The sequence below is a fragment of the Planctobacterium sp. AWM4_229 genome, assembly GCF_056160305.1.
On the sequence record NZ_JBSWWX010000001.1, the window covers coordinates 170,827 to 188,557 of the forward strand.

Sequence of the window (17,731 nt, forward strand, 5' to 3'; positions counted from 1 at the left end):
AATCGTTCAAATTTAACTTGAACAAGCGTTCAATTGCAATTAAATTGTTTATGAAATTTACCGCTAATCGAGGAAACTTTGATGTCTGATTTTACCATCCACACTGTTGAGAGCGCACCAGAACAAGCGAGACCTGCATTACAAGCAAGTCAGAAAGCGTATGGCAGTATTCCAAATTTACACGCTGTAATGGCAGAGTCTCCGCAGTTATTAGAGGCCTATCGCAAAGTACATGAACTATTTACCCAAAGCTCACTGAACAATGAAGAACTAACCGTGGTTTGGCAGACGATAAATAAGTTTCATGATTGTCATTACTGCTTACCAGCACACAGTGCTGTTGCAAAAATGATGGGTGTAGATGCCAAACTCAACGATGCGGTGCGAAACGGTGCGCCACTGGGTAATGAAAAACTTGAAGTATTGCGCACTACCACGCTAGCAATGGTGGAGCAGCGTGGACAATTAACGACTGAACAAAGCAAAGAATTTTTCCGGGTGGGTTACCAAAACAAGGATTTGTTGGCGATCATTTTGGGAATTTCCCATAAGGTAATGAGTAATTTTACCAACCATGTGGCAAACACTCCCATAGATGAAGGCTTTAAAAAGTTTATCTAATGCTTTTGCGGGGCCAATCTATAGGCCCTGCTTCTTTGCCTTCTACAAGAATTCAGAAAGGATCTTATTAAGGTTTATCTTTGCCTTAACACGACACAATAAAAGGTAAATTCCCGCTATTTTACGGTGAATGAATATCGCGTCACCTGGCGGCGTTCCAAAATATTCTCGCAACCTTGCATGTTTAATTGCTCTGTCTTTCAACTTGAATAACACATCGCTTGCTGCAAAATCGTAATCACCATCGTATTGCATAGGTTCAAAAGCAATGGTCAAGGTGGCCTGCATTTCCTCTGTAAACTCAATTGGAACATCAGACTGATAAAAGCCTAATTCAGTTGCTAACCTGTATACGGTATCAACATCTCCTGAGAGCACAGCGCGGGCAATATCTAGATAAAATTGGCTTAGTTCTTCACTTATTTCTCGTGTCGCACCAAAATCTAAAAGCACTATTTTTTGTGAATCGCGTTGATATCGATAATTTGCAAAGTTCGGATCGGTTTGCATCAGCTTAAATTCAAATAGCTCTCTGAACAGCAATCTCACCAATTGAGTGCAGAGTTGGTTTTTCTGCTCTTGTGGCAACGAACTCAATACTTCGATGTCTTCACCTGGCTCGTAACTCATGCTCAGCATCGCTTCACCACACAATTCAGAGTGTAATGTCGGCACAACAAAATGCGCATCTGTCTGTAGCAACGCAGCATAGCGATTTAAAAAACGCGCCTCTATCTCATAGTCGGCTTCGCGAATCAGCTGTATTTTGACCTCCAATAACAGCCTGGTTAAATCAATATTCTCTGGTACCAATCCAGACATTCTGATTAGCGTACCTACGTTATCAACATCACTGTGTATTGACTTTGCAACTCCTGGATACTGAATTTTTACAGCTAATTTCTCGCCACTGAGGGATTCCGCATGATGCACTTGACCAATAGACGCGGCAGCAAATGGGTTCCTATCAAAGCTTGAAAATTGCGATTGCCAGTTGTCACCTAACAACTGTCGCATTGTTTGCTCTAGCTGTTCCTCTGGCAACACATAAGCATTGTCTCGCAATACCGCTAGCAGTTGATTGAGTTCTGGTGGCAACAATTCACCGGCATCCATCGATAACAGCTGTCCCATTTTCATGGCTGCCCCTCTGAGGTGGGACAATCGTTCTGCTAAATGATGGATATTTTTAGAGGTGAGTAATAACTCCTTGATGGTGGGTATCTTGCCCTTACTCAAGCTTTTCACACCATCGACAGCGACATTACTGGCCACCCGAGTCAATAAACCGCCAAAGTGAGTAAGACGAGCCCCGCGGCCCGATGGTAATGATTTCGCTTTTTTCATTTTAATAAACTTATTTTTTCTAACCGAGATAAAAGTCACGCCGATTCACCAAGGCGGGGCTTTTGAGGAATTAATGGCGTTGCAACATTGCCCCTTTAAAGCTAGGCTGCGCCACCTCAATATTGCGTAATAATATTGGCCACATTTTTAATCTATACTGAATGCCTGCAAATTAATTGGTGCCATCATGAAAGTAAAATTAGCGCTGTTACCCCTGCTTGCTACCCTGTTTTCTTGTTCAGAAGTAGCAGAGCTGCCAGAACCGGCTATCAGACCCATTTCCTGGGTTGAGGCTACACCTTCCACTTTTAGACAAATACGTCGACTATCCGGTACGGTTCAACCAGTTGAAGCAACTAATTTAAGCTTTGAAGTCGGCGGAAAGATCCAAACGGTAGCCGTAGACCTTGGTGATCGCATCGAACAAGGTCAGATTATCGCACGACTGGATCAAAGAAGTTATAAACTCGCGTTGCAATCGGCACAAGCTAATATGCAACAAGCAGAAGCCGCTTTAAGTGAGGCAAGTAACGAATATAACCGCTACCAGGAACTTATCGAAAAAGGCCTGGTATCAGCATCGGGCTTTGACAATGTCAAAGCCGCTTACGAATCTGCGGTATCTGCTGTCGATATCGCTCGCGCACAACTGGATATCGCTAAAAAGGACCTGGCTGACACTGAGCTAGAAGCCCCCTATGAAGGCACAGTGACAAAGCGTCTGGTAGAACCATCAATGCAGATAGCCCCCGGACAGGCCGTATTTGAGATAGAAGGAACAGATGGCCTGGAAGTTAAAGTTATGGTGCCAGAAACCATTATCACCCGCCTGAACAAAGATATTGATCTGGGAGTCAGCTACCCCGCTTTTCCCGGCCTGATTAGCACTGGAGTCATCACCGAACAAGGCTCGAGAGCCGAATCAGCAAATTCGTTTCCGGTTAATGTTTTTGTATTGGATCCGCCACCAGAATTGCGCGCGGGCATGACAGCTGAAGTTGATTTTGTTTTCTCGGGTGTAGGTCGAACTGGTCACGATGGTGAAATCTACCGCTTGCCCATTGCCGCCATCATGGCTGGTCAAGGACAGAGTTCTTATGTTTTCGTATTCGATCCCGACACGCAGACAGTTTCACGCAGAGAAGTTCAAACAGAAAACATCTTCGATAACCAAATCTTGGTTAGCACAGGTTTGTCTAAAGGCGAAATTATCGCCACAGCGGGTGTTAACTATTTGCAAGATGGTCAAAAAGTCAAACTGCTAGATAAACATATCCAGCAGTACAACTAAAACAAACAGACTGAAGGAATGACCATGAACTTAACAGAACTGGCGTTTAACTATCGAAAACCGGTTTTTCTGGTGTTGATTTTATTGCTGCTCAACGGCCTGTTTGCCTATTTCACTCTGCCTGCGAAAGAAGATCCCACCATCACCATTCGTACCGCTGTGGTTAGCACGCGTTACGAAGGTATGTCTCCAGAGCGTGTGGAGCAATTGATCACCCGCAAAATAGAGGAAGAAATACGCAAGATACCCGAAGTAGACAAGATCAGATCGACTTCCTCGACAGGCCTTTCCACCATTCACGTTGAAGTCTATGACCGCTACTTTGACCTGGATCTTATCTGGCAGGACCTGCGCAACAAAGTACAGCAAGCACAAGGGAAGCTGCCCTCTGGTACCCAAACCTCTTTTGTCAATGATTCATATGGTGACGTGGCTGTGGCTACTTTAGCTCTGACCGCAGATGGCTTTTCACCGGCAGAGATGGCTGACATTTCCACTCATATCAGAGATGTATTGTATTCAGTACCAGGTACAGAAAAGGTCGATATCTCAGGCGATCAAGATGAACGCATCTTTCTGGAAGCCTCTGGCGCTAAACTTTCGCAACTGGGGATCTCACCATGGACCCTGAATGCTGAGCTGGCAAAACAAAACATCATTATGCCTGGCGGTCAGATTGATACCGGTTCAAAAGCCTTTGTGGTGGAGCCAACCGGAAACTTTAACTCGATAGATGAAATTGGCGATACTCATATTTCAATTCCAGGCTTTGAAGAAACCATTGCCTTAAAAGATATAGTGGAAATCAAGCGAGATTATCGGGATCCGGTTTACCAACCCGCTTATTTCAACGGTAAACCCGCCATCATGATTGCCGTTAATATGGCCGAGAACTACAACATTCTGGAATACGCGCCACGCCTAAAAGCCAAAATCGACGAAATAATGACGACTTTGCCCATAGGTTACAACATCGATGTTGCTACATGGCAAGCCGATCAAGTAGACGAAACCGTCTCCTCTGTTTCAGTGAGCGTTATGCAGACACTGGTCATTGTGTTGCTGGTGGTGATTTTGTTCTTGGGTAAACGAACCGGGCTAATAGTAGGCTCAATCATTCCGTTTGTGATGCTGGTGACATTAGCCATCATGCATTTCAGCGGCATGATTTTAGAAAGGATGAGTCTGGCAACACTGATCATTGCGTTAGGGCTATTAGTGGATAATGGCATTGTAGTGGCTGAAGATTTTAAACGCAGACTAGAACAAGGTGAAACGCGAACGGATGCTATGTTTCAAGGAGGGAAAGAGTTAGCAATGCCACTGCTGAGTTCCTCCCTTACTACTATTTTGTTTTTTATACCTTTGATGTTGGCCGAGCATGCCGCTGGTGAATATACCCGCTCCATCTCATTAGTGATATTAATAACCCTTTTGAGTAGCTGGCTGTTAGCGTTATGCGTAACACCTACTCTGTGTTATTACTTCATTAAAGTGGATAACGACAGCGATGACTCCGCCAAAAGTGGCAAACAACCAGACAACTCAATGCTGAAAAGAGTCCAACAGTATTACAAGAGCATGCTCACGTGGATGCTCAGCCATCGCTTGTTATTTGGCGGTATTATGCTGGGGATTTTTATCCTGAGCATCTTGGGCTTTAACCTGGTTTCGCAACAGTTTTTCCCCGACTCAGATCGCAATCAATTAACCGTAACCGTTGAAATGGCCAACGGCACCTCATCCCGCACCACCAACAAACAAATGCAGGCAATTTTTGCCTGGCTGAATGATAGTGAGCAATTTCCGGAAATTGACAGCTTCAGCGGATATGTAGGATATGGTGGTCCGCGCTTTGTGCTTTCCTTAAATCCGATTGACCCGGCGGACAACAAAGGGTTTATTGTTATCAATCTCAAGAACGCAGAGCAAGTCTCAGACATGCAGCAGCGCTTACACAGAGGCTTTATTGAACAATTTCCGGATGTGTTTGCCCGGGTTGATAAAATGTTTCTCGGGCCCTCTGACTCCAATACCATCAAAGTCCAGGTGAAGGGACCGGACAAGGATATTATTTACGGTAAAGCGCAAGAACTCATGACGCTACTAAGAGAGATCCCCAACACCGTGGATGTGCGTCAAGATTGGGAAAACCTGATTGTCAAAGTACAGGTGCAGGTGGATCAACACAGAGCCCGCCGCGCCGGGATCACCTCAGAAGATATCGCTAATGAATTACAAGGGTATTTTTCGGGCGCAATGGTCACGGAATATCGCGAAGATGACGATATTATCCCGGTGGTTTTCCGGGCCAAAGAAAGCGAGCGTTTTAATCTCGACAGGTTACGCACAGTATCCATATACTCCAGCAAACTAAATCAAGCGGTACCATTGTTCCAGGTTGCTGACTTTGGTCCTGTGTATCAGTTTGCCCAAATTCAACGGGAGAATTTATTCAGAACAGTTAGCGTTCAAGCTCGTAATCTGACCATGTCGGCAGAGGATTTAAAATCCGTCATCGATGCTGATATTCAGGTACTGGCGAACGACCTCCCCCTCAACCACAGTATCGAGTATGACGGCGTTATTGTGGAATCAGCGGGGGCTGCAAAAGCGCTGAGCGCCAATATGCCAATGGTAATTGGCGTGATCATCATTCTGCTGGTGTTGCAATTTAATTCCTTTAGACGTGCCGGAATTATTTTATTAACCATACCACTTTCGATCATCGGTACTGTTATTGGATTATTGGTAATGAATGCCCCCAGTGGTTTTATGGTGACATTAGGTATATACAGCCTTGCAGGTATTATTATCAATAACGCCATTGTATTGATTGACCGAATAGACATTGAGCGAAACAGTGGTAAAGATGCCTGGAATGCTATCGTGGATGCCTGTCTTACGCGCTTAAGGCCCATTACCATGACCACCATTACGACAATAATGGGACTGTTACCGCTGATTGTTTTTAAAGATCCTCTGTTCTACGGCATGGCAGTGGTAATTGCTTTTGGGCTGGGTGTGGGTACCTTATTAACCTTAGGTGTGGTACCTGTATTATACGCCGCGTTTTATCGGGTTAAACAAAATTAATGTTATACCAATTCCTATAAACAAAGCAGGAGTCGTTGACTCCTGCCCCACTACTGGATAGCAAACTTATGCATTTGGGTTTCCAAAGCACCAGATGATACTCTGATAAGTTCTGCTTTGTTATGCGCACTTCTTGATACTTGCGCCGTATCCTGACTCATTTTATCTATGTGACCAATCCGCAGATCCGCCGCTTCGGCCAGTTCCAGTTGTTGCTCTGACGCCTGCGCAATGCTTTGACTCATCGTGGCACTTTGTTCAATTAAGTTGAACATATCTTGCAATGCCACACACACCTGATTAGAGCAGTCCACGCTATGCTCACTGGTCTTGATGCTGGTTTCAACTGAATCTATGGCCTCTTTCGCGACTTTTTGTAAACGCTCTATCATGTTGTGAATTTCCTGAGTGCTTTCTGAGGTTCGCTGCGCTAGTTGTCTGACTTCGTCTGCAACAACGGCAAATCCTCTGCCTTGCTCTCCAGCTCTTGCGGCCTCTATCGCTGCGTTTAACGCCAACAAGTTGGTTTGCTCCGCCACTCCTTGAATGACATGTAACACCCCTTCAATGTTTTGCACTTCGTCGCCTAAAACATGAATGCTTTCTCCCGCCTTTTCTATCTGTTTTTCCAGTTCATTGATAGTAACGGTAGACTCTTGAGTAAGTTGGCTGGCTTCATCCCCTTTGGTTTTCGCCTCTTGTATGGCGCTGGTGGTTAAAGCCACATCTTGATTTACGGTTTGTGCTGTAGTGGCAATATCAGCAATGGTTTTAGCCACATTGCCAGTTTCAAGATTCAAATCTGCGGTTAGCTTGTCAAGTTCCTGAGACTGCAACTCTGAATCTTTTACCTGTTGTTTTAAACTGTGGGATACGTTGCTTATCTCTTTAACCACTTCCGTCAACGCTTTTTGCATGTATGATATCGACCCCATAATGCTATCGTTACGGCAATGCAACGTGCTTAATTCGGTTTTTAAGTCCCCTTTTGAAACTCGGCTAACAGCCTTAACCACTTCTTTTATCTCTGCCCCAAGATCCTGTTGTAATCGCGTTCCAAAATAGAATAAATACAAGGCAATGCTGATGGCGATAAAAACTGACAAACCCACTAACCATCTAGCAATAGACCAATATCTGGCATCCACCTCTTTGAAGCTAATGCCGGTGCCAACATACCAGCCCCATATTGGCGTTTGTTGCACGACCGAAGTCAGGTTTACCACTTCGCCATTGCGCTCAGAAGTCCAGTCGTAAGAAACCAGTTGGCCATTGCTTCGCCGTGCCACACGCTCTACCAGCTGACCAATGCTATTGCCCTGAGCATCCTTAAAATCATTAAAGCTGGTATTCACAAGTTGGGGGTCGTGAGGCGCAGCAATAAAATTTAATTCCTGGTCCACAACGTAGACATATTCTGAATCGTGGTACTTGTTTTCCTGCAATATGGTTGCAGCAATCATTTTGCCTTGTTGCTCAGATATTTGACCTGAACGCGTCAACCTTTCCAGTTGAACAATAGTGGAAAACGTACTTTTTATTATCTGCTCAATACGCGCCAGGTTGTCTTGTTCGCTGGCAATCCTAAGTGCGTGTAACCCCAACAAGGCGATACTAGACATAGATGCGGTGATCACCAGTACCAGTATTGTCACCTTTGATTTTAGCGTGATATTGGAAAACATAATTTGCTCCAGATGATAAGGCCTTGCACCAGAGGTGCTCAAATCCTCGTTTACATCCTTGAACTGCGTTTTCTGTGTCTCTTACAACATGACAACGCTGTCAATTTCATCCGAAAAAATGGTAATTAAACCTTTGCACATCAGAAATGCATAACAATGAAACAATAACGAGTTATGACAACGCTGTCATTTTTTAACTAAAAAATCAAGAAAAAATAACATTTTTGTAAGAACCGAAGGCTGCAAAATGATGTTTACTACACCTTTTACTCTTTCTTATCTCTGACAACTGGCCACAATAATTGCTCAGCCGCTGAGATATCGGACATGTTTTCAACGCCATACTCTGTCGGATACCGTCTGGTTATTTTGGCCGTGCCAAACAAAACATCCCAGAAGAAAAGCAGGTTGCCATAATTGCCTTTGTAATGGGTAACACCGTCTTCCATGTGTTTACCATGATGGGCGCTGTGAGTGGAAGGCGTGGAAATAAGCCTTTCCAGGCACCACATTAAAGGTGACAGCCAGGATACTTTATACAATGCTTTGTCCCAACGAATATCGCTATGAGCAGCAAAAATAACGGTCATTTTCAGAACGACATATATGGCATACACCCACCCTGCCCCTAAATAAATGAGCACACCTGAAAACCAGATCCCCGGCATCAAAAAGTAGTAAAAGAGATTATTGCGATACACAATCCTGATGGACATATAACTCGCCTCGTGATGAGGTCTATGCAAGTTGTATAACTGAGGCACATTGTGTGCTAATCGATGCCACCAATACTGTGTCATATCATCAAAAACCAAGAATAATAAGAATAAAAACCAAAAGGGATAATCCCGCAAAACGTCCCGCCATTCGGGAAACGCGTAAAGTGCTAAGTTAAAAGACAAAAACAATACTAGCGGTTGGGTGAGCAACACTAAAGTAGAGGTACTGATGACTTCGACAATAGCATCTTTTGAGGATTGCCCCGGCTTTTTGAAAAACTGACTAAATATGATCTCCAAAAGAATAAAGCTCAAAAATATCCCTGAGATTATTAGAATTTCTGGTTTCATGGTCTTATCTACCTAACAAATCCAGGTAAAAGACTAGCAGATCTACTACAGTTAAATGCTAACTATTTAGCATTTGATAATTGTATGCCTCAATCACAACAGCACTTAGATTTTCCCACCTTTTTTTCTATGCTAAACGAGCCGGTTAAACAAGCGCTTCTCAATGCAGGTGCGTTAGTGCAATACGAAGACAAACAATTAGTACATCAGCGCGGCAGTAATAAAGCTGGCTTATCCATTGTTATTGAGGGTGCCGTGTTTGCAGGTATCACTGATGCGCAAGGCAAACAACTCATCGTTGCCATGCTGGGAAAAGGACATTGTTTTGGCGAATTTAGTTTGTTTTCCGAGCTTAACCGAACCCACGACATAAGCTCGATAGGTAATACAACGCTGTGCCAAATAGCAAAGCCTGTGTTTTTTCGCCTCTTTCAACAATACCCCGAATTAGCCGAAGCTCTGTTAAAAACGTCACTGGCACGATTACACATTGTCCTTGAATCTATGGATGCTTTGCGACGTCTTCCCTTACCTGAAAAAACCATCAAAATGATTTTGATCATGAGCTATACATCAGGATTCGAAGCCGTTATCCCGTGTCGCCAGGAAGAACTGGCAAACACCATTGGAGTATCCCGAGTCGCAATGGGCAAAGCCCTCAAGCAGCTACAGCACGACGGGTTATTAGAGCAGGCTTATGGGAAACTCATCATTCAGGGAAGAGATAAATTAGAAAGCTGGTTAAGTGCGCGAGACAGAGGCACGATTATTAGTTAGCTCACGTCTCGAGAAATTACAGCTCACCGCGCTGATAGTAACTTTCTAATTCATTCAGCAATTCAACAAAACTGCTATTTTTTACAAGGCCCTTTGCCAGTTCGAGACTGCACCAATGGCGATTGCGATGATGCTCCTGCCAGATGTGACGTGGCAAAACTTCAGAGACCTTCAAGGCAAAGGTTTCCACCGTGCAATTTGCCCCCCATTTGGGTACTTCAAATTGACCAATGCGAACACCAATATCCCCTATAATCCCACCTTCGTCACGGGCTTCAATTTGGGCAGTATATTCAGGCGGTTCGCCCGGCTCCATTACCCCTTTAGGAAAGCCCCAATGACGATTTTTGCTGGATGTTATCAACATGACCTGCAACTGTTTGCCTTTTAAACGCCATGGGATCACGCCAGCCTGACTATAGTAGTAAGCGGGTCTGTCCCGCTGCTCAACGCCCTGTTCTGTTTCAAAAGTGAAGGTTTTGGGAAGTGCTGAAGATGGGATCACTGTAGCCACTCGTACAGGTAAATCAGTGACCGTTGCGGGTTTTAAGGCGATTAAACAACAGCACTGAGCTTGTATACCTTCCAGCTCGACTGAATCCACTTCTGCAAGATTTAACTTCGGCTCAATATTTTGTTCAAAAAAGCGATTGGATACACACCATACTACAACCGCTTTTTCCTCACCTTCCGAAGTGTCCGATAGCATTTGCTCGGCACACATCTCTGGACGCGTCATTAAAGTAACATTGTCCCCGGTTCCGCCGGCGGCTTTAGCCATTTTAATCGCCAGTGGTTGTACGGGTAATTCACAAATCACTTTCACAATGCGATCACCTTGCTGCTCGATATGGTGACCAATTCTTTGTGCTTGCCGCTTCAACTTGTTCCAGGGAAGCTCCGATGTTTCGTTTGGTTGAGTGACAATAAGATGCACTTAAAAATCTCCATGTGGTATCAAGCGTGAAGTTTGCGCAACTATTTTATGATTTGCAATGATTTACTACTGAGAATTTACAGGCCCGGAAACACAAGTACGTTCTTCTGTTGCTCTAGCTATCCAGTGATCTCTGATAGCCTTCATGCGACCGGATTCCCGCCACTGAACAATAAGATGATTGAATGCCTGCAGATGAGTTCTGAATTCAGGACGAGCCTTTGAGAAAGCGAGGTATAGAGGTTGCACTGCCAGGTAAGGTTGCAAAACTTCAGTTGTATTTTTAAAAGCGACCTCTTCAGCTTCCGTCATATTTTGTGCAACGGTGTAATTCACCACAAGTGGATCTGCCACAATGAAATTTATACGGCCTTTGTGTAGCTTTTTAATATTTATCCAATCATCTACTGAAGGACTAATATAAAAGTAACCCTCTTCCATCAGGGCATCGAATTCTGGCGAATTTTCATAGCCCGCCACCACTCCAATGGTTTGCTCTTTCAGTGACAACAAATCACCATTAAAATCAAATTCATGATCGGTTCGTTTAATTAGAGCAACATTGCCACCAGAAAAGGGCTCAGACAAAACCAGGAGTTCGTCTCTGTTTTTGTGGGGAAATATGTCAGAGGGCGCATTCGGTGCAATGGCATATTCGGGGTAAAGGACATCTACATGACCGCTCTCAGCCATCAATACTGCTCTCTTCCATGGTACGAAATGGCTTTGTACCTGATAGCCAAGGTGCAAAAATGCCCCCACTACCAATTGCTGCACCCAGCCTTGTCCACAGACGTTTTCACCGATGTAAGGCATCCAATCTAAAGTGGCCATCTTAATGACTTTCTGAGCATCGGAATTGAATATCCAAGCACCATCAGCTCGCTTAAATCCCTCAAAAACGACAGGTTTACCTTCTTTTTCAATGACAACTTCGACAGAAAGCGCCTGACTTGGAATCAGTGACAACAGTAGAATAAACACTAACGCCGTTGGCCACCTATGTTTATAAACTCTGTTTTCCAACATTGCTCCAAAAATAGTTATCCGCCCTTTAACCTTAGCAAAGATATTGCTGCTTTCTTATATAGCAACAAATATTTAATGTTCAACAGCCAGATCAGTGCATCTGACGAAAACGCGTTGCTAAGAAATCCACAAGTACCCTGACACGATGAGACAGATGCTTGCGATGTGGATAAATGGCGTACACACCATAAAGATAGGCCTCGTTCTCTTCGAATAGTGGAATGAGTCTGCCCGCCACCAGATCCTGACTAATCACATACATGGGACAAAACCCAATTCCCAGCCCTGCCAAAGTCATACGACGCATAGAACCGGGCGAGTTAGACTCAAAATTACCATGTACTTCTACTTTGAACTCCTGCCCATTCTCAATGAAGTGCCAATGCCGGCCATGACGTAAATTTTGATCCACAAAACAATTGTGGTTCACTAATTCACGAGGATTTGACGGTGTTCCATACTTGGCGAGATAGTCTGGAGAAGCACAAACCGTCATGCGCATAGAAGTAAGTTTTTTAGCAATCATCGAAGAATCCGGGAGCTGGCCGATGCGCAGCACCATATCAAAGCCCTCTTCCACCAGTGCCACCCTGCGATTTGATAAATCAACTTCTAACTTGATGTCAGGATAAATATGCAAAAAGTCTTTAAGTGCGGGCGTTAGATGCAACTCGCCAAAAGACGTAGGCGCAGAAATTTTGATTCGTCCTTTGGGCGCTGCATGCTGAAATCTGACCGAAGATTCCAGTTCATCGAATTGCTCCAGAAGATCCAGGCATTTCTCCAGATACGCCTGGCCACTGTCATTCAGAGAAACTTTTCGAGTAGTACGATTAAACAGTTGTACATCCAGGTCATCTTCTAAGGATTTAACATATTTACTGACGGTTTGTACTGCCATATCCAGCTCTGCCGCGGCTTTGGTAAAACTACCGTTACGCGCCACAACAGCAAAAACCCGCATCATCTCTAACTTGTCCACAATAGCCTCCTTAACACCCAATTATCCACATATCATAGATTATATTTCCATAACAACCCAATTTATCTCCTTATCACATGGCTATAAGCTATTTCTGTCTGCCGAAAAGACTGAATAAACTTACTAACGTTTGAGGATATTAATATGAAAATTTATGACTTAGAATTATCTGGCCATGCCCACAGAGCCCGTTTATTTGCCAACCTTTTGGGTTTGGAATACAAGCTTATTCCAGTTGATTTGCTTAATGGCGCTCACAAGCAACCGGAGTATCTAGCCAAAAATCCCTTCGGACAGGTGCCAGCTCTGGAAGATGGTGACGTTACAGTCTATGACTCAAATGCGATACTGGTGTATCTGGCCAGCAAATACGATAACGACAGAACGTGGCTACCGGAATCACCTGAACTGGCCGCGCAAGTTCAAGTTTGGTTATCAAAAGCAGCGAACGAACTGCATCATGGTCCCGCAGCAGCAAGACTTATCACGGTTTTCGGTGCCGGATATGATCCGGATGTGACCATTCAAAAGGCGCATGCGCTATTAACCATCATGAATGAGCATCTACAAAATCGCACCTGGTTTGTAGGTCACAACCCCACCATCGCCGATATTGCACTATATTCCTACACAGCCCATGCGCCAGAAGGTGGTGTGAACCTGGCTCACTATCCGAACATTGTTAAATGGCTACAAAAAGTTGAAGGCCTGCCTGGCTTTATTGCCATGCCAAGCACTGAAACCGATGCGAAAAAAGCGCTGGCAGCTTAATCCGCTTTACTGACAACTGGCTGCCGATATTCGGCAGCAGTATCGGAGAGAATAGTTATGGGGTTATTTTACCGTTTTACAAAATATCTAAATCTCGCAATGACGGAAGGGCAACTGCAAGGAATTAACCTATTGTCTGGCCCAGACTCCGATCTGTGCCCGGCAACACATTTTGAAAGCAGTTTTTGGCCTGCTGAAACTGAAATTAGTACAGACAGCTTCTGCACTGATACTGAAGCAAGAAACTCTGAATATGGAGATATATGATGAGCAGCCTAAAGAGCGTTTTCCACGCGGGTGAATTAGCGATTCAAGAACGATTGGGCGTTTCAGAAAAAATGGCGCGATTCGGTAAAATGGTTATCAGAGACCACATGCCGCAGCAACACCGAGACTTTTACCAGCAATTACCAATGGTTTTTACTGGCCATCAAGATAATCAGGGACAGGTTTGGGCGTCTGTACTCTGTGCAAAACCCGGTTTCATTAAAACTCCGAACAACAAATCTCTGAGCATTTCGGCTCCTTTGTTACCCGGAGACCCTCTTGCTGAATCTCTACAACAAATCGTATCCGATGGAGAACTTCGTTTAGGGTTACTGGGAATTGAACTGGCAACACGACGCCGAAACCGTTTATCCGCTAAAGTAAAAAGCAGTGCTGAGAACGAGATAGAATTAGAAGTGCTGCAAACCTTTGGAAACTGTCCGCAATACATCCAAAGTCGAGAACTAAGATATCATGAACCTCAACAACCTCCCCAAGTATCAAGTTTTAACCGATTTGATACCATTGCAAAGCGATTGATTAACGACAGCGACACTTTTTTTGTTGCCAGCAGTAGCGGTAAAGCACTAGATGAAACCCATGGTGCTGATGTCTCTCATCGAGGTGGTAACCCGGGATTCATAAAAGTGGAATCGAATACCGAGCTTTTGATACCCGATTTTACCGGCAATAATCACTACAATACACTGGGAAATTTCCAGTTAAACCCAGCTGCGGGTTTACTATTTATCGACTTTAAAACAGGTGACGTACTTACCCTTACAGGAACAGCAGAAATTGTGTGGCAACATCCGCTAAAAGCACATTTTAAAGGTGCAGAGCGATTCTGGCGCTTTAAGTTGACTGCAGGACACCTTGTACAACATGCCTTCCCATGGCGTTTTAAATTGCGAAGTTGGTCGCCGAATACACTGATGACGGGCACCTGGCAAGAAGCTGAATCGAACGCGAACGCCGAACTGCATAAAAATCAATGGCACAAATTCACCGTAGAAGACATAAAAGATGAAAGTCCCAGCATTCGTTCTTTTTGGCTGAGTTCCGAACGAATTAGCGCACCTGATTTTAAGGCAGGACAATTTATCACCGTCCGCGCCGAAATTGAGGGCAAAAAAGTCAGTCGAAACTATTCGATATCCAGTTCGCCTCACGATAAACGCATTCGCATCAGTGTGAAAAAAGACGGATTATTTTCCCGCTGGTTACACGACAACATCAACTCAGGTGATGAGCTTGAAATAAGGCTTCCACTGGGGCAATTTTTCTTGGAAGCATCAGATAGGCCTGCAATCCTGCTGTCTGCAGGTGTAGGCATTACCCCTATGGTCTCAATGTTTCGCTATAGTGTGCAAGAAAGCCAGCGCACCAGAAAGCCTCGGGAAATACTCATGATAAATACCTTCTCCAAAGCGCGTGAGCGGGCATTTTTTGAAGAAATTAATCAGCTTAGCCATCGTTCTGAGGGCTTTGCCAAAGCCATTTGGGCAGTCACTGCAGCAGAGACCAATGCGCGCCCGGGCAAAGATTACTCAGTGGATGGACGTATTGATCAACGCCTGTTACAACGAGTTTTGCCTTTGGGTAGCTATCATTTTTATCTGTGTGGACCCGCTACTTTTATGCAGGATATGTACGATCTCTTAATTCAATTAGGCGTACCAGATCAAGATATAAAAGCGGAGTCATTTGGTCCTGCTAGCCTTAAACGCATTAAACAGGTGTCTCAAGCAAGACCTGAGGTCGCAACGACATCAGAGGCTGCAGAAAGTGCGGTGATAACCTTCGCCCAATCACAAGTAGAACAGGCATGGAGTCCTGAAGAAGGTAACTTACTGGATTTCGCCGAAGCCCACGGGCTCACACCAGAATTTGGTTGCCGAACAGGAAGTTGCGGTAGCTGTAAAGTGAATATCACACAGGGTGAAGTCGTGCATGACAGTTCAAAAACTTTTGCCACAGAAAAAGATGAAGCACTGTTGTGCTGTGCCAAACCCAAAAAAGGAAAAGACAACCAACCCGTAAGGTTGACGATAAAAATGTGAGTGAAGCCATTGCCTCACTCACATAGAGCAGGCCTAGAAAAAAGTGTAAACCAGAGTCGCTGCGGTTTCCGTATCCAGATTATCCACACCATCGTCGACTTCGGTATTGTGCTTCAATATCACTGAAAACTTCATGGATAGCGCTTCAGCTAATTTGGCGGAAACAGAGGTTTCAGACTTAGATTTAGTATTGTCACTACCAACTTCAGTACTGATTATTTGCTTAAAATTGGCAGTATCAGAAATCTTCCACGAATAATTAATTGCGCCACGAACGATAAAACCACTAGCATCTTCACCGTCAGTTTTCTCAGCAAAGGAATAACCCGGACCAACACTGTAACTAAACTTCTGAGTGGGAGATTCAAACCAAACGCTGTTCCAACCGCCAGCAAGCGTGGCTTGATAATCAAAACTCGTGAAACGGTCGTCCTCATAAGATGCGAAGGCGAACAAACGATTTTGTGGGTTATCCAGTTTGTAATTACCCTGTGCAGACAAAAAATAGCGCTGTGCCGAAGTCTGACTCTCGTCTTCGCCGAGGTCATTTTCTACTTCCTCTTGTTTATACAAGCCCTCAACCAGATATTCGTTACTCCAGTCAGTTAACTCATGGGTAGCACTCAATCGACCTTTTACGGAAGTGGTCTCAGTGTTACCTGTTGTGAAGATCAGGCCTAGCTCGCCATCTAAGGTAAAATCTTTTCGTTCTTCAGCATAAGAAAAGCCACAGCTACTCAGTGCTGCTACTAACAATAATTTTTTCATTGTGTGTACTCTATTTTTTTGATTTGGGAAGCGCTGAGGCACCCCCCTTTTTATAAACTTGCGAATTGTAACTAGTTTTCTGTTTTGTGCAGATAAACATCCATTTGCGGGTACGGAATGGTGATATCGTTCTCATCCAGTTTAATTTTTATATTTTCAATCAGGTGCCAGTATACAGGCCAGTAATCAGCTGTATTCACCCAAGGACGCACGATAAGATTAACAGAAGAGTCTGCTAATTCACTAACGGCAATGGTCCATGCCGGATCTTTCAGGATACGCTCATCAGCAGCGACAACCTCTTCAATAACCGTTTTTGCTTTGCGAATATCGGCATCGTAGCTGATGCCTATTAACAGGTCTACGCGACGCGTATTTTCGGTAGAAAAATTGGTGATCGCGTTACCGGTAATAGAAGAATTAGGAACAATAACCACTTTATTGTCGGGTGTTTTTAATTTAGTCGCAAACAACTTAATTTCCTGTACCGTTCCCATCGTTCCCCCAACTTCGACAAAATCACCAGCTTTGAAAGGACGCAGTACCACAATAAGCACACCTGAAGCAAAGTTTGACAGTGAACCTTGAAGTGCTAAACCAATGGCTAAACCTGCCGCACCTATAACAGCCACCAGTGAAGTAGTATCGATGCCCAGTTGCGACATAGACGCTATCAACACCGCCAATAAGGCGATAACATAAATGATGCTGCCGGCAAAACTCACTACGGCGGCATCAACACCTTTTTTGGCCAGCCCTTTTTTAATGAGATTTACCACCATTTTGGCAATCATGTTACCAATAATCAGGATGACTAATGCCAAACCAATCTTGATACCCCAAGCCATTAACATCTCTTGTTGTATTTCCACGTTATCTCCCCAAAAGTGTATTTTATTCGTGTTCCATTACCATTATCCACGAGAAAAACGAAATTCAAATTAAACTTTTGGAGGATAAACTCCAAAATGTCTAAAAATATTCAAATAATCACTTAACAGTGTTCTGCTGTTTGTTTACTCTTCGT

The 17,731-nt window shown here is 44.1% G+C and carries 14 protein-coding genes; 6 read left to right on the forward strand and 8 right to left on the reverse strand.

The window, feature by feature from the left end:
- Positions 1 to 81: 81 nt before the first annotated feature.
- Positions 82 to 621 carry a carboxymuconolactone decarboxylase family protein gene (locus tag ACXAGP_RS00750; protein ID WP_475258939.1) on the forward strand — a complete coding sequence of 180 codons (540 nt, stop codon included), beginning with the start codon at positions 82 to 84 and terminating at the stop codon, positions 619 to 621.
- A 42-nt stretch (positions 622 to 663) separates the two neighbouring features.
- Here the strand turns inward: ACXAGP_RS00750 and ACXAGP_RS00755 are convergent, their stop codons facing one another.
- Positions 664 to 1,968 (reverse strand): ABC1 kinase family protein, encoded by a 1,305-nt coding sequence (locus ACXAGP_RS00755; RefSeq protein WP_475258940.1) that lies wholly within the window; start codon positions 1,966 to 1,968, stop codon positions 664 to 666.
- A gap of 187 nt (positions 1,969 to 2,155) precedes the next feature.
- On the opposite strand from ACXAGP_RS00755, the gene ACXAGP_RS00760 reads away from it, so the two are divergent.
- Positions 2,156 to 3,259 (forward strand): efflux RND transporter periplasmic adaptor subunit, encoded by a 1,104-nt coding sequence (locus ACXAGP_RS00760; protein WP_475258941.1) that lies wholly within the window; start codon positions 2,156 to 2,158, stop codon positions 3,257 to 3,259.
- Positions 3,260 to 3,283: 24 nt separating this feature from the next.
- Positions 3,284 to 6,355 carry an efflux RND transporter permease subunit gene (locus tag ACXAGP_RS00765; protein WP_475258942.1) on the forward strand — a complete coding sequence of 1,024 codons (3,072 nt, stop codon included), beginning with the start codon at positions 3,284 to 3,286 and terminating at the stop codon, positions 6,353 to 6,355.
- A 50-nt stretch (positions 6,356 to 6,405) separates the two neighbouring features.
- Here the strand turns inward: ACXAGP_RS00765 and ACXAGP_RS00770 are convergent, their stop codons facing one another.
- Positions 6,406 to 8,040 (reverse strand): methyl-accepting chemotaxis protein, encoded by a 1,635-nt coding sequence (locus ACXAGP_RS00770; protein ID WP_475258943.1) that lies wholly within the window; start codon positions 8,038 to 8,040, stop codon positions 6,406 to 6,408.
- 266 nt (positions 8,041 to 8,306) lie between these two features.
- Positions 8,307 to 9,074, reverse strand: coding sequence for a sterol desaturase family protein (locus ACXAGP_RS00775; RefSeq protein WP_475258944.1), 768 nt, complete (start codon positions 9,072 to 9,074; stop codon positions 8,307 to 8,309).
- A 120-nt stretch (positions 9,075 to 9,194) separates the two neighbouring features.
- Here ACXAGP_RS00775 and ACXAGP_RS00780 point away from each other — a divergent pair, with 120 nt between their 5' ends.
- Entirely contained in the window at positions 9,195 to 9,887 is a 693-nt protein-coding gene (locus tag ACXAGP_RS00780) for a Crp/Fnr family transcriptional regulator (RefSeq protein WP_475258945.1), read from the forward strand.
- A 16-nt stretch (positions 9,888 to 9,903) separates the two neighbouring features.
- Here ACXAGP_RS00780 and ACXAGP_RS00785 read toward each other — a convergent pair whose 3' ends face one another.
- The 3 genes from ACXAGP_RS00785 to ACXAGP_RS00795 all read right to left on the reverse strand — a co-directional run bounded on the left by ACXAGP_RS00785 (position 9,904) and on the right by ACXAGP_RS00795 (position 12,835).
- Positions 9,904 to 10,824, reverse strand: coding sequence for an NUDIX hydrolase (locus ACXAGP_RS00785; protein WP_475258946.1), 921 nt, complete (start codon positions 10,822 to 10,824; stop codon positions 9,904 to 9,906).
- 66 nt (positions 10,825 to 10,890) lie between these two features.
- A complete protein-coding gene (locus ACXAGP_RS00790) occupies positions 10,891 to 11,808 on the reverse strand; it encodes a substrate-binding periplasmic protein (RefSeq protein ID WP_475258947.1) in 918 nt (305 codons plus the stop codon).
- Between the two features lie 136 nt (positions 11,809 to 11,944).
- Positions 11,945 to 12,835 (reverse strand): LysR family transcriptional regulator, encoded by an 891-nt coding sequence (locus tag ACXAGP_RS00795; protein ID WP_475258948.1) that lies wholly within the window; start codon positions 12,833 to 12,835, stop codon positions 11,945 to 11,947.
- Between the two features lie 144 nt (positions 12,836 to 12,979).
- Here ACXAGP_RS00795 and ACXAGP_RS00800 point away from each other — a divergent pair, with 144 nt between their 5' ends.
- The gene (locus ACXAGP_RS00800; protein ID WP_475258949.1) at positions 12,980 to 13,606 is read left to right on the forward strand and encodes a glutathione S-transferase family protein; all 627 of its coding nucleotides are present in this window, start codon (positions 12,980 to 12,982) and stop codon (positions 13,604 to 13,606) included.
- Between the two features lie 263 nt (positions 13,607 to 13,869).
- Positions 13,870 to 15,936: a 2Fe-2S iron-sulfur cluster-binding protein gene (locus tag ACXAGP_RS00805; protein WP_475258950.1), complete on the forward strand. Its 2,067-nt coding sequence runs from the start codon at positions 13,870 to 13,872 to the stop codon at positions 15,934 to 15,936.
- Between the two features lie 33 nt (positions 15,937 to 15,969).
- Here the strand turns inward: ACXAGP_RS00805 and ACXAGP_RS00810 are convergent, their stop codons facing one another.
- Together ACXAGP_RS00810 and ACXAGP_RS00815 are read right to left on the reverse strand one after the other, a co-directional pair.
- Positions 15,970 to 16,704, reverse strand: a complete 735-nt coding sequence (locus tag ACXAGP_RS00810) for a DUF481 domain-containing protein (protein WP_475258951.1) — start codon at positions 16,702 to 16,704, stop codon at positions 15,970 to 15,972.
- Between the two features lie 71 nt (positions 16,705 to 16,775).
- Positions 16,776 to 17,558: a mechanosensitive ion channel family protein gene (locus tag ACXAGP_RS00815; RefSeq protein ID WP_475259498.1), complete on the reverse strand. Its 783-nt coding sequence runs from the start codon at positions 17,556 to 17,558 to the stop codon at positions 16,776 to 16,778.
- Positions 17,559 to 17,731 lie beyond the last annotated feature (173 nt).